The 13,753-nt window shown below is 63.3% G+C and carries 9 protein-coding genes; 5 read left to right on the top strand and 4 right to left on the bottom strand.

From position 1 onward, the window contains the following. Positions 1-90: 90 nt before the first annotated feature. The 3 genes from stf0 to cysC are packed head-to-tail and all read left to right on the top strand — an operon-like array spanning position 91 to position 3,691. Positions 91-900 (top strand): trehalose 2-sulfotransferase, encoded by an 810-nt coding sequence (gene stf0, locus AC1Q6C_RS10645; protein WP_007735934.1) that lies wholly within the window; start codon positions 91-93, stop codon positions 898-900. Continuing rightward, the gene (gene cysD, locus AC1Q6C_RS10640; RefSeq protein WP_047272728.1) at positions 897-1,811 is read left to right on the top strand and encodes a sulfate adenylyltransferase subunit CysD; all 915 of its coding nucleotides are present in this window, start codon (positions 897-899) and stop codon (positions 1,809-1,811) included. The genes stf0 and cysD overlap by 4 nt, the downstream gene beginning before the upstream one ends. After that, complete coding sequence (cysC, locus tag AC1Q6C_RS10635; protein WP_058227363.1) at positions 1,811-3,691, top strand: adenylyl-sulfate kinase; 1,881 nt, start codon at positions 1,811-1,813, stop codon at positions 3,689-3,691. The genes cysD and cysC overlap by 1 nt, the downstream gene beginning before the upstream one ends. On the opposite strand, the gene AC1Q6C_RS10630 is transcribed toward cysC, so the two are convergent. Genes AC1Q6C_RS10630 through AC1Q6C_RS10615 form a run of 4 tightly spaced genes read right to left on the bottom strand, consistent with a single transcriptional unit; the run spans position 3,688 to position 10,667 of the window. Beyond that, positions 3,688-5,058 (bottom strand): sulfatase family protein, encoded by a 1,371-nt coding sequence (locus AC1Q6C_RS10630; RefSeq protein WP_209910793.1) that lies wholly within the window; start codon positions 5,056-5,058, stop codon positions 3,688-3,690. The genes cysC and AC1Q6C_RS10630 overlap by 4 nt on opposite strands. 56 nt (positions 5,059-5,114) lie before the next feature. Beyond that, complete coding sequence (locus AC1Q6C_RS10625; protein WP_492666608.1) at positions 5,115-8,312, bottom strand: carboxyl transferase domain-containing protein; 3,198 nt, start codon at positions 8,310-8,312, stop codon at positions 5,115-5,117. Then, the gene (locus AC1Q6C_RS10620; RefSeq protein WP_116057475.1) at positions 8,309-10,006 is read right to left on the bottom strand and encodes an AMP-binding protein; all 1,698 of its coding nucleotides are present in this window, start codon (positions 10,004-10,006) and stop codon (positions 8,309-8,311) included. Before AC1Q6C_RS10620 ends, AC1Q6C_RS10625 begins: the two co-directional genes overlap by 4 nt. A gap of 25 nt (positions 10,007-10,031) precedes the next feature. Continuing rightward, positions 10,032-10,667, bottom strand: coding sequence for a TetR/AcrR family transcriptional regulator (locus tag AC1Q6C_RS10615; RefSeq protein ID WP_019746323.1), 636 nt, complete (start codon positions 10,665-10,667; stop codon positions 10,032-10,034). A gap of 150 nt (positions 10,668-10,817) precedes the next feature. On the opposite strand from AC1Q6C_RS10615, the gene AC1Q6C_RS10610 reads away from it, so the two are divergent. Continuing rightward, on the top strand, positions 10,818-12,194 hold the full coding sequence (locus tag AC1Q6C_RS10610) for a M20/M25/M40 family metallo-hydrolase (RefSeq protein ID WP_030535870.1): 1,377 nt from the start codon (positions 10,818-10,820) through the stop codon (positions 12,192-12,194). Then, entirely contained in the window at positions 12,191-13,753 is a 1,563-nt protein-coding gene (locus AC1Q6C_RS10605) for a YfcC family protein (RefSeq protein WP_007735924.1), read from the top strand. Before AC1Q6C_RS10610 ends, AC1Q6C_RS10605 begins: the two co-directional genes overlap by 4 nt.

The following is a 13,753-nucleotide window of genomic DNA, read 5'->3' as shown; positions in this document are numbered from 1 at the left end:
ACATTTAACGTTTCACGTCGAGATTTAACCTCTACGTGAGTTTATTTTCCCAGCTTGCGGCGGTTTCCGGCCCCCCTTAGCGTTGCTCGCATGACGGAGGCCCAACGCTCGTTTCTCGTCTGCGCTTCGCAGCGCAGCGGCAGTACTTTGCTGGTCGAATCCCTGCGAGCAACCGGGGTCGCGGGTGAGCCGGAAGAGTTCTTCCAGTACCTCCCCGAGACCTCGCGATCGCCGCAACCGAGGCAGTGGTTCGAAGACGTCACGGACGAGTCCGTCCTGGGTCTGCTCGCCCCGTTCCACCCGGGCACGCCGGACACTCGCACCTCCGAACAGTGGCGCACACAACTTCTCGAACTCGGCCGAACCCCCAACGGAGTCTGGGGTGGCAAGCTGATGTGGAACCAGACGCCGCTCCTACTCGATCGCGCGGCCGGATTGCCCTGGCGCAGTGGGACGGACCTACGTTCCGCACTCCACGACACCCTCGATCACGACCTGCAGTTCATCCACGTCTATCGAGAAGATGTCGTCGCTCAAGCTGTGTCGATGTGGCGCGCCGTGCAGACACAGGTTTGGCGCGACGACGCGACTCCACCGAATCTCTCGGACGGTGCGCAGTACAACGCAGTCGGAATCGCGCACCTGGTGACGATTCTCGGTGAGCAGGAACGCCAATGGAAGCGCTGGTTCGAGGAAGAGGACATCTCTCCCATCGAAGTCGGGTTCCGCGATCTCACCGAAGACCCGCAGTCCGTGGTCGCAAAAACCCTCATCTCCCTCGGCCTCGACGGACAACTGGCCCCGCCACCGCCGCTGCGTCGTCAGAGCGACGGACGATCCCGCGAATGGGTGCAGCGTTATCGCATCGACGCCGAACAGAACGGATATCCCGTCACATGAGCACCGTCACCGATGTCGTCGACGAACTCCGAGTTCTCGAATCCGAAGCGGTTCACATCATTCGAGAGGTGGTGGCAGAACTCGAGAGACCGGTACTGCTCTTCTCGGCCGGCAAGGACTCGATAGTCCTGCTTCGTCTGGCCGAGAAGGCGTTCCGGCCCTCCCCACTCCCTTTCCCGGTCCTGCACGTCGACACCGGTCACAATTTCGAGGAGGTCATCGAATTTCGCGACCGTCGAATCAAGGAGGGCGGGCACACACTTCTGGTTGCTTCCGTTCAGGATTCGATCGACCAGGGCAGAGTGCAGGAGTCGACCGAGACCAGCGGATCGCGAAACCGCCTGCAGACCAGAACCCTGCTCGACGCTCTCGAAGCTGGAAGGTTCGACGCCGCGTTCGGCGGCGCCCGCCGGGACGAGGAACGTGCGCGCGCCAAGGAAAGAGTCCTCAGCTTCCGTGACGAGTTCGGCCAGTGGGACCCGCGAGCGCAACGGGCCGAACCGTGGTCGCTCTACAACGGTCGGATCAGACGCGGCGAGTCCGTTCGTGTCTTTCCGCTGAGCAACTGGACCGAGCTCGACATCTGGCGCTACATAGCCCAGGAGGAACTGGAACTGCCGTCCATCTATTTCGCGCACCAGCGGAGGGTATTCGAGCGCGACGGAATGCTCCTCGCTGCTTCCGAATTCAGCACCGACGCCGAGAACGCCGCGGCAACGACCGAGTGGGTGCGATATCGAACCGTCGGCGATCTGACCATCACCGGCGCCGTTCGATCGCACGCCACCACTATCGACGACGTCGTCACCGAAATCTCGGCCGCGACGGTTTCCGAACGAGGCGAGACTCGCGCAGACGACCGAACGTCGGTCGCCGCGATGGAAGACCGAAAGCGTGAGGGCTACTTCTGATGACGACCACCATCACTCGCCAACTCCTGCGACTGGCCACGGCGGGTAGCGTCGACGACGGCAAGAGCACGCTGATCGGCCGACTGTTGCATGACACCGACAGTCTGCCAACCGATCACCTCGATTCCGTGACCGACGAGCACGGTGTCGCCGACCTGGCTGCACTCTCCGACGGACTACGTGCCGAGCGTGAACAGGGCATCACGATCGACGTCGCGTACCGATTCTTCTCCACCCCGACAAGAAGTTACGTACTCGCCGACACCCCGGGGCACGAACGCTACACGCGCAACATGTTCACCGGAGCATCCAACGCTCACGTAGCGGTCCTGCTGGTCGACGCGAGGACCGGCGTGCTGCGTCAGACCCGTCGGCACGCCAGAATCGCCGCACTGCTCGGTGTTCCGAACCTTGTAGCCGTGGTGAACAAGATCGATCTGGTGGACTTCGACGAAGCGAGATTCGCTCAGGTGCAGGAAGAATTGCGGGCCTTGGCACGGCAAGTCGGACGCGAGGACGTACTCGCCATACCGGTCTCCGCGAAAGCCGGCGACAATGTCGTGACGCGGTCCGAGAACACCGCGTGGTACGAGGGGCCGACGCTCCTCGAGTACCTCGAAGGCGTCGAACTCCATGCGCCCGCGACGCACATCGAGGAGCTTCGGCTTCCCGTGCAATGGGTTTCGCGCCCCGATCCGCAGAATCGTCGCCGGTACACCGGCCGGATCTCGGCAGGCACACTGAGCGTCGGAGACGAGGTAGTGGTCCTGCCGTCCGGATCGAAGAGCACCGTGATCAGTCTGGACACTCTCGACGACAACCGCAGTACTGCCGTTGCACCACTGTCGGTTTCGGTGGAACTGGCCGACGACATCGACGTCGGACGTGGCGACGTTCTGGTCAGTGGCGGTGCGCAGGCTCATTTGCCGGTTCTGGCCCGAGAACTCGAAGCCACCATCTGCTGGTTGTCCAACACACCGTTGCGCGCGGGCGATCGGATAGCGCTCAAACACACGTCCCGGACCGTGCGAGCGACCGTCCAAGAACTGCACACCCGTCTCGATCCTGAAACGCTCGACGAGCAGGACAGCCCAGTCGAATTGGGACTCAACGACATCGGAACGGTCACGCTCCGAACCAGTTCCGTGGTGGTCGCCGACACCTACGACCACAATCGGGACTCTGGCGCCTTCATCCTGATCGACGAGCAGAGCAACGACACCGTCGGCGCCGGCACCATTCTCGAACCACGCGTCGTCGTTCCCGGCGAGCAGACCCGCAACGACATCAAGTGGCATCCGTCCTCACTCGAACGTCAACGGCGATGGGCGTCTACCACCCAGAGGGGCGCGACGATCTGGTTGACCGGCCTACCTGCATCCGGAAAATCTACCGTCGCAGTCGCTGTCGAACGTGCGCTCGTCGACGCGGGACGCACCGCGTATCTGCTGGACGGTGACAACGTCCGCCACGGTATCTCCGACGATCTCGGGTTCTCGCCGGGAGACCGAGCCGAGAACATCCGACGCGTCGGGCATCTCACTCGACTGTTCGCCGACGCCGGCGTGGTGGCGATCGCGTCGATGGTCTCGCCACTACGTTCGGATCGAGCAATTGCGCGCGCGCTCAACGAAGCTGCCGGGCTCACCTTCCTCGAAATTGCCGTCACCACCCCCGTCGAAGAATGCGAACGCCGTGATCCCAAGGGCCTGTACGCACGTGCGCGGGCGGGTGAACTGAAGGGGCTCACCGGAATCGACGCGCCTTACGAGACGCCGGAGGACCCGGACCTGGCATTCGACACAACCGGCGCTGACATCAACGAGCTGGTCGAGCGGGTCATCGCATTGTTGGAAGAGCGCGAAGCCGCAAGGCCCTAGGGATTTTCGGTGTCCGACTCGAGGTAACCGCGGTCCGCACTGTAGGCGGACCGCACGTTGGGTCGGACACCGATCTTCTCGAGGTACGCCGCCATGCGGTGCACCGCCATCGCGCTTCCCAATGCCTCGTCCGGGAGACGATCGTCGGTTTCGGCGCGCCACGTGTGAAGCTGCGAGGACAATTCCGCCTGTATTGCCGAGACTTCCGGTCGATCGATCAGATTGATCTTCTCGTCCGGGTCGGCACGGAGGTCGTACAGCTCCCGGGGTGCGCGTACCGCAAGATGCTCGGTGCCGAGCGCTTTTCCGGAAAGACTGTCCTCGATGTCGAGCGGTAGATCCAGAGCCGGGCGGACGGCGTAGTTCTCGATGTAGCTGTAGTCCTTGGTGCGCACCGCACGAATGGGATCGAAGCTGTCGTGAAAGGTCTTCTCCGTGAACAGGGAAGTACGAACGGGTTCGGACGGCTCGGTTCCGCGGTCGACGAGGGCATCGGCGTGCGAGCGCCCTTCCACCTCGGTGGGGACGTCGATTCCGAGCAGATCGAGAATGGTCGGAACAAGATCCACACCACTGAACAGTGTCTCGTATTCCTTTCCGCCACTGCGATACCGCGCGGGAGGCCGAGCGATCAAGGCAATACCGGTACCCGGGGCGTAGAGCGTCGACTTGGCACGCGGGAACGCCGCGCCGTGATCAGTGAGGAAGAAGACCCAGGTGTTCTCGTCGAGCCCCTCTTCCTCGAGGGTCGCGAGCAGTTCCCCCACCGCGGCGTCGGCCACCTCTACGCTGCCGTGGAATTCGGCCAGATCCTCGCGCACCTGTGGCACGTCCGGAAGGTATCCGGGGACCTCCAGGGCTGCGGTGTCCGCCGGGGTATAGCGATCGGCGGGGTACGGGCGATGCGTTTCGAAGAATCCCGTGGTGAGCAGGAACGGCTCGGGCGGGAAGCGTCGTAGCCAGTTCTGGGCACGCGGAACCACGTAGTCGCAGAACGAGTTGGTGACGTCGTACTCGTGGTAGCCCAGTCGCTTCGGATACGCAGTCTCGTGCTGCATGCCGAAGAGCGAGGTGTACCAACCGTTGTCGGAGAGGATCTGCGGGAGCGTCTGCACCTCAGCGTGGTACTCCCAGCCGTGGTGCGCCAACCCGATCAGACCGTTGTTGTGCGGATACCTGCCCGAGAAGAGCGATCCGCGCGAAGGCGAGCACAGCGGCGCCGTCGCGTGTGCGTCGGCGAACCGGATACCTTCTGCCGCCAGTCGGTCGAGATGGGGGCTGTTGACCCCGGCGACACCGTAACTCGCGAGGTGTCGCCCCAGGTCGTGCCAATGAATGATCAGGACGTTATCTCGCGCAGCCGACACGTGGGCAAGGCTAGTTGCCCCGCCCACGTGCGGCAACAGCTCGAATCAGCAGGATCTCAACTGTTTCTGCCGAGTTGTCTGATCCATCCGCGGGTATCGGCCGGGTCGATGACGTCGTCCAGTTCGAACGTGGTCGCCGCCATCAGCGCCTTGCCCTGTGCGTAGGCCAGTTCCACGAACTGACCGAACAGCGTTTCCCGAGCCACCGGATCTTCGACGGACTCGAGTTCCTTGCGGAAACCGAGATGCACAGCACCTTCCAGACCCATCGGCCCGATCTCGCCCGTCGGCCACGCGACTGTGAACTCGGGGGCGTGGAAGGAACCACCGGCCATTGCCATGACGCCCAACCCGTAACCCTTGCGCAGGATGATCGTTCCGAACGGCACGGTGAGGCGAGCACCGGCAACGAAGAACCTGCCGAACCTTCGAACCGTCGCCTCCTCCTCCGAATCCGGGCCCACCATGAATCCCGGTGTGTCGCACAGCGTCACCAGAGGGATGCGGTGCGCTTCGAGCAGTTCCAGGAAATCCGAAGCCTTGTCCGAGGCTTCCGCGTCTATCGCGCCGCCGAGATGCTCGCTGCTGTTCGCCAGCACACCGTACGGAACTCCTTCGACACGAACGAGTGCGGTTACTACACCGCGTCCGTAGTCTCGACGCAGTTCCAGGACGCTGTCGACGTCCGCGATTGCGTCGATCGCTCCACGAACGTCGTACGAGCGCAGGCGATTCTCCGGCACCACATGCCGCGAGAGCCGCGGATCCGGAGCGGTCCACTCTCCGCTCGCACCCTGGAAGTAGCCGAGGTACTGCTTGGCCAGCGCCACCGCATGAGCGTCGTCGTCAGCGACCAGGTGTACGACGCCGTTGCGGCGCTGGACGTCGATGGGGCCGATGTCCTCGGGGCGAAAGTTTCCGAGCCCGCCGCCCTCGACCATGGCAGGACCACCCATCCCGATGTTGGCGTCCGGTGTCGCGATCAGGACGTCGCACGCGCCGGCCAGGGCCGCGTTGCCTGCGAAACAGCGCCCGGACACGACGGCGACCATGGGCACCCGCCCGCTCAGCGCCGCCATGGCGCGGAAGGTTCCCAGCTCGAGGCCTGCCCCGGCGCCGGCGTCGGTGTCACCGGGGCGACCGCCGCCGCCTTCCGCGAACAGCACTACCGGAACTCGCTTGCGATCGGCGATCTCGAGCAGGCGGTCGGTCTTGGCGTGATTGCGCATGCCCTGGGTACCGGCGAGCACCGAGTAGTCGTACGAGATCACGACGCTCTCGCCGCCGCTGATGGTCGCTACTCCGCCGATCAGTCCGTCGGCGGGTGTGTTGGCGATCAGGTCTTCCTCGCTGCGTCGACTGCGCTGCGCTGCCAGCGCGAGAGCGCCGTACTCGACCAGGCTGTCGTCGTCGACCAGGTCGTAGACGTTCTCGCGAGCAGTCCGGCGTCCCAGCTTGTGGCGTTTCGCCACGGCTGCGGGCCGGGCCGGGTCCAGGGTCACCTCGTGGCGAGCGATGATTTCGGCGAGGTCGGGACGGACGTCGTCGAGGTCCACCTCGTCGACCTCGGCGAGCTTCGATCCTGCGCTTGCACTACGGACGACGAGCAACGGTTCGCCCGCGCCCACCGACCTGCCCGGTGACGACAGGACCCGGACCACTTCGAGATCACCGGGCGCCGAGAGAACATGCTGCATCTTCATCGCCTCGAGGACGGCAACCTGGCCACCCGCATGGATACCGTCACCGACTGCCGCGAGTTCGACGACGATGCCCGCCATCTGTGCACGGACCACATCCTCGTCCGGTGCCACGTCCACAGACGAGGAGGGCGTTTGTGGGCCCACTTCGGGGACAAGGTCCGCCAATCGAGAACCCAACCAGTCGACGTCGACCAGGCCGTCGCGGAAGTCCTTGTCCGACAGTATTGCCTGCAGAAATTCGAGGTTGGTCGCTACACCGTCGATGGCGAACTCACTGAGAGCAGCAATCGACTTACGCACCGCGGCAGGGAAATCCGCTCGACGCGTGTGGGTGACGACCTTCGCCAGCAGCGAATCGTAACGCGCACTCGGCGAGAGTCCGACCGTACCGAAGGTATCCACGCGCACGCCGGGTCCGCCCGGAGGAGTGAAGTTGTCGAGCGTGCCGGAGGACGGCAGCGCATTGCCGTCCGGCGTCATGGTTTCCATGTTGACGCGGGCCTGTATCGCAATCCCCGAAGCGTTTGCCACGGATCCGACTGTCTCCGAGCCCTTCTCGACAGCGATGATCCCTGTTGGCAGGTCCAGGTTCTCGAACGGAACTCCGTCCGCGATCGCGAGCTGCACGGCGACGAGATCGACTCCGGTGACCTCCTCGGTCACCGTGTGCTCCACCTGAATTCGGGGATTGACCTCGAGGAAGACGAACCCGCGTTCCTCGACCAGGAACTCGACCGTCGCGATGCCTCGATAGCCGACCTCGGCGCACAGCCTCGCCGCCGCAGCGTGAAGACGCTCGCGCAGGGCCCCCGACAGCCCCTGCGCGGGCGCAACCTCGATCAACTTCTGATGGCGACGTTGGACGCTGCAATCGCGGTCACCCAGAGCGAGCGCGTGGGTTCCACCTTGCCCCGGTGCCGCCACGATCTGCACTTCGATGTGCCGAGCGTGCTCACTGAGTACCTCGGCGAACAGTGCCGAACTGCCGAATCCCGACTGGGCTTCGGCCGCACACACACGGTACGCGTCGTCGAGCGCTTTCGGGTCGCGCACCGCGCGCATGCCGCGGCCACCGCCGCCGCTGAGCGCCTTGATCATGATGCCGCGGGAGTTGCGCTCGAAGAATTCACGCACCTCGTCGAGGTCGGCGTTCGCCGATGTCGACGGCAGGACCGGCACTCCTGAGTCGACCGCCGCAGTGCGGGCGCTGGCCTTGTCGCCGAAAGTCCGGAGAACCTGGGCGTCCGGGCCGACGAAGACGATGCCCGCCTCGGTACACGCCTGCGCGAATTCGGCATTCTCACTGAGGAATCCGTAGCCCGGGTGCACGTGCGTGGCGCCCGTTTCGGCCGCGATCTTCAGCAGTGCGCTCTGATCCAGGTACGCGGATGCGCCCGACGCTCCGAGCGGCACCGACTCCGTGGCCGCCGCGACGTGCGGACTGGACGCGTCGTCCTCGGCGTACACCGACACCGTCTCGATCCCGAGTTCACGGGCAGTTCGAATGATCCGCAGCGCAATTTCGCCGCGGTTCGCAATCAGCAATCTCACTTGTCCCCCTGAGTGCGCTCGAACAGATCGCCCTTGCGCACCTTTCCTGTCGCTGTCATCGGAAGCGCCTCGAGCACTTCCACTTCGGGCACCTTGTACGTGGCCATGTTCTCCTTGGCCCACGAGACGATCTCGTCGGCCGCAGTGTCGGAACCCTCGACCAGTTGGACAAACGCAAAAGCCACCTGCCCCTTGTCCGGGTCCGGTTTCGGCACCACCGCAGCCTTTTCGATCGCCGGGTGCAGCATGAGCAGCGCTTCCACCTCGGAGGGAAAGACACTCATGCCGTTGGTCTTGATCATTTCCTTGTTCCGCGCCAAATAGTGCAAACCGCCACGCTCACTGAACTTTCCGACGTCACCGGTCTGCAGCCAGCCGTCACGGATGGCGTCGGCGGTGGCCGCCTCGTTGCGGTAGTACGCGGAAAGGATGGACGGGCTGCGCACGATGATCTGCCCGTGCTCGCCGACGGGAACCGGCCTGCCGTCGTGATCGACGATCAGAACGTCGGTGCCGGGCACCGGAATTCCGCAGAACACCGGCTCGCTTTTCAGGTCGTAGTCGCCGTCCTGGAAGCCGAGGGTGATCGTGTCCGCGGTGTGGGTTTCGGTCATGCCGTAGCTCGCTTCGCGCAGAACGCCGCCGGTAGCCTCGCGCCACCGCTGGCGCGTGGCCGGATCGAGTTTGAGAACGAACGAAACTGCCATGACGTTCTGGAGTGTCGAGAGATTTCGCTCCGCGAATCCTGGCGTGTCCATCAGTTCGACGTAATTGTCGACAGTTCCGACCAGCGAGGTCACGCCGTAAGCCTCGACAGCGTCGAGCGTGGTCTCCGCATCCCAACGATTCAGCAGGACCACGGTTCCGCCGTTGACGAGCGGAACCAGGATGCCGAAGTCCTCACCTGCGATCCAGAAGATCGGCAAGAACACCAGGGACACCGGCGGATTGGCACCCACCTGGTCACCGCCCGCAAGCGTCGCGGTGGCCGCGGTGTAAACCATGTGGCGCTGAGTGTGCTCACAGCCCTTGGGCATTCCCGTCGTTCCGCCCGTGTAGTTCAGGGCGGCGAGGGAATCGAGTTCGGTGGCGACAGGAGTCGCCCGCTCACTGGTGATGATCGACTGCCAGTCGCTCAGGCGCGGATCGTCGACCTCGAAGGGCAGTTCGACGGTCGGGATCGCCGTCAGCATGTCCGACACTGCAGTCTTCGCGACGTGTTCGAGTGGAGTCTGTGAGCGAACCTTCTTCACCAACTTCGAGAAGGTGTTCTGCGTCAGTAGGACCTTGACGCCGGCATCGTTGAGTTCGTGAATCAATTCATGTTCACGGAAGAGTGGATTGATCGGCACGTGAACCGCACCGACCTTGAGAATGCCGAGCATCGCGATATGGAACTGAGGGCAATTGACCAGGTGAACGCCGACGCGATCGCCGCGTTCGACTCCGAGTGACAGCAGCCATCCGGCAAAACGATCCGAAAGCTCGTCGTATTCGGAATACGTGATGACCCGGCCGTAGAAGATGATGGCAGGAGTATCCGGCCGCTCGATCGCCCAATGCCGCAAGTAATCGACAAGTCCCCCACCTTCGAGCGGATACTCGACGGCGCGGGGAATGCCGGCGGGCCAATGCGCTTGTTGCAGCGCAGAGATCTCCGCCAGAGCCGCTTCGAGCACGTCTTGTTCTGCCACCGATCACTCCATTCGTAAAAGAAATCTATTTCGACTCTTCGAACCCGATCAACCGCTCGGACATCGTCGTCATATCTGCAATGAACTGGTTCTGCTCTTCGACACTCGCCTTACTCAGTCGTGCTCCACCGGCCATCTGTGCGTCCGAGATCATCTGAACGAGCACCGGGGGCGAAACACAGGGATCTACGTCGTGAACCTGTCGAATCCGTTCGACAAAGCGGACGTAGCGGCTCACGAGCTTTTCGCGAACCGCCGACCAACTGCGCTCGACCTCGGAATCCACCCGCGCCCGATGCTCGATCACCGCGAGCAGGTCACCGTAGGTGTACACGGCCGTGATGAACGCCGACGTGGTCGTTCGGAGAACTTCGCGTAGATCCTCGGCCGCCGGGCCCTCCATGTGCTGAGCGTCGAGGAAGCGTCGGCACATCATTTCGGCGACGGCGCGGAAGACCTCGTCCTTCGACGAGAAGTACGCGTAGAAGGTCGCCCGGGACACATCAGCCCTGGTCGTGATCGTCTCGACCGTCACGGCGTCGTATCCGAGTTCGCCGAAGCAGAGGGCAGCGGTGTCGAGCAGTCCGGCACGGCGTGGACCGTCGCCGAGTTTGCGGGCTGTCCGCGCTCGCTCCTGCGTTTCACTGGTGGTCACCGTCACAGTGTGTGTTGACGTTGACGTCAATGTCAAGAATCGCGAGCCCGGCGCCCCACTTCGGCTTTTTGTTCGGGTCACCCTTTCACACCCCGCATATCGGGTGTAAGACTCTGCCTCTAATGTTTTTCGCCTTTCCCAGAAGGAGTCAATTCCGTGCCGGAAGAATCCGCCTCGCCCTCCTATTCCACAATCAAGGAAACAGTTGCAGCTTTGATGCCGGCACTGGAGTCGGAACTCGTCGAACTTGTTCGTATTCCGTCGATAGCAACAGAAGGTTTCCCCAGCGAGCCCCTGTTCGAGGCTCACGACCTGATCGTTTCTCTATTGGAGAAGTCCGGAGTCACGAAGATAGAGAAACTCGAAATAACAGGTAAAACTGCGCCGGTCATCATTGCAACAGTTCCCGGTCCAGAGGGAGCCCCGACCGTATTGATGTATTCGCATTACGACGTCGTTCCCGCCGACGACGTCGAACTCTGGGATTCACCGCCTTTCGAACCGAGCAAGCGTGACGGCGCGATTTACGGCCGCGGTACGGCAGATTCGAAGGCAAACGTCATCGGCATGATCGGCGCGCTTCGCGTCTTCGACGGAAAGCCGCCGGTGACGGTCAAGCTCGTCATCGAAGGCCAGGAAGAATTCGGCAGCCCCTTCGACAACTATCCGCCGGAAGCCCCCGAATTGTTTGCGGCCGACGCAATGGTCATCGCCGACGTCGGGAGCGTTCGGCCCGGATCACCGACCCTGACCGTCGCACTGCGCGGATCGGCCCAGGTGATCGTCGAACTCACCACTCTCGGAGCCGACAAGCACAACGGCCTCTACGGCGGCGCCGCACCGGACGCCCGCCTCGCGCTCATCCGCGCACTGGCGTCGCTGCACGACGACAACGGTGACGTGGCGATCGACGGCCTCCTGCGCGAACCGTGGACCGGCAGTTCATACACCGAGGACGAGTTCCGCACCCTCGCCGAGATCCAAGACGGGCTTCCGCTGCTCGGAACCGGCGGCATCGGCGAACGCATCTGGTCGGGCCCGGCCATCACCGTGACGGGAATCGACGCTCCCCCTGTGGACGGTGCGGTCAACGCCGTCGCAAGCACTGCCCGCGCCGTGATCAATCTGCGCGTACACCCGCGCCAACCTGCCATCGAGGCGCAGGCTGCTCTGGTCCGGCACCTGGAAGCCCTGCGCCCCTTCGGTTTACAACTGACTGTCACCGCGGGAGAAACCGGCGACGGGTTTGCGGCAGCCGAAGGTGGACCGGCCTTCGACGCGGCATTGTCTGCATTATCGCAGTCGTGGGGTGAACCGGCCGGGCTGATGGCAGGCGGCGGCTCGATCCCCCTCGTGATGGCCTTGGATACAGCAGTGCCCACCGCCGAGAAGCTGTTGTTCGGCGCCACCGACGGTTACGCGAACATCCACGGCCCCAACGAACGCGTCCTGCTCGACGAGCTCGAGAAGGCCGTCGTCGCCAAAGCACTGTTCTTCCAGGAGTACGCACACACCTTCGAGGGGAAGAAATGAGCACCGAGACCGATACGGGATCCGCGCAAACGCCCGCCAAGAAGAAGTTCGAGTTTCCCGGTGCGGTCACGATGCTCGCGATCGTCACCATTCTGGTCTGGGTTGCGGCACTGTTCATTCCGGCCGGACGCTTCGGCGTCGACGTGGACGGCTCACCCGTTCCCGGCAGCTTCGAAACCGTCACGTCTCCGCTCTCGTTCTGGGAACGAATCCAGCAACTGATCCTCTCCCCCGTGAACGGCCTGTACGGCGTCCAGGATTCGATCACCGGGTTCGTCGACACCGACAACATCGGACGGCTCTTCGGTTCGGTCGGCGTAGTCCTCTTCATCATGGCGCTCGGTGCGTTCATCTCGGTCAGCTTTGCCACCCGCAGTCTGGAAACCGCTGTCTCCCAGCTGGCTACCAAGCTCAGCGACAAGGGCTGGTTGCTCATCACCGTCATCATGGTGCTGTTCTCGCTGCTCGGTTCGACAATGGGCTTCTCGGTCGAGACGTTCGGCTTCTACGCCCTGCTCATCCCGCTGATGACGGCACTGGGTTACGACCGCATGGTCGCGGCCACCATGATCATCCTCGGCGCTCTGGTCGGAAACATGGCGTCGACCGTCAATCCGTTCTCGATCGGCGTCGCCTCCGGTGAGGCAGGCGTCTCCATCGGTGACGGCATCGTGCTGCGCGTGATCCTGTGGATCGTATTGACCGCTGTGGCAGTGGTATTCGTTCTCCGCTACGCCGCAAAGGTGAAGAAGGATCCGTCCAAGTCGCTTGTCGGTTTCGACATCGCGGACGACGAAGACGAAGAGCCGGCCGAGCCGGTGGACATCGACGGCAAGCTCACCGGAACTCAGAAGCTGGTACTGCTCATCACCGGACTCACCTTCGGACTGATGATCTTCTCCGTCATCCCGTGGTCGAGCATCTTCGGCGCCACTACCGGTCCGGCCGAGTACGACGCGTACCACGTCACGGCAACCGAGCCCTACTGGTTCGAGTTGAACTGGTGGTTCCCGCAATTGGCGATGCTGTTCATCCTCGCCGCCGTTCTCGTCGGCATAGTCGCGAAGATGGGTGAGAAGAAGATCGTCTCCCTGATCACGCGTGGAGCCGGCGACATGGTCGGACCGGCGATCGTCATCCTGCTCGCTCGCGGCGTCTCGGTGATCATGACCAACACCGAAACCCTCGACACCATCCTCAACGCGATGGAGCAATTGGTCAGCGGCGCTTCGGCGGGGGTCTTCGCGATCCTGGTGATGCTCGTCAACATCCCGCTGGCGTTCCTGATCCCGTCCAGTTCTGGTCACGCCACCCTGGCGATGCCGCTGCTCGCGCCGCTGGGCGACTTCGCCGGAGTCAGCCGAGCACTCGTCATCACCGCCTTCCAGATGGGCCACGGCCTGATGCTGATGGTTGCCCCGACCAACGTCGTCGTTGTCGGCGGGTTGGCCATGGCGAAGGTCGGCTACGACAAGTTCCTGCGTTTCGTCTGGCCACTGCTACTGATCAACTTCGTGATCGTTGTCGTGGTGATCGGCGCAGCAGCGGTATTCGAGTAG

The sequence above is a fragment of the Rhodococcus sp. MT28 genome (assembly GCF_058792695.1).
This window is presented reverse-complemented; position numbering and strand designations above follow the sequence as displayed.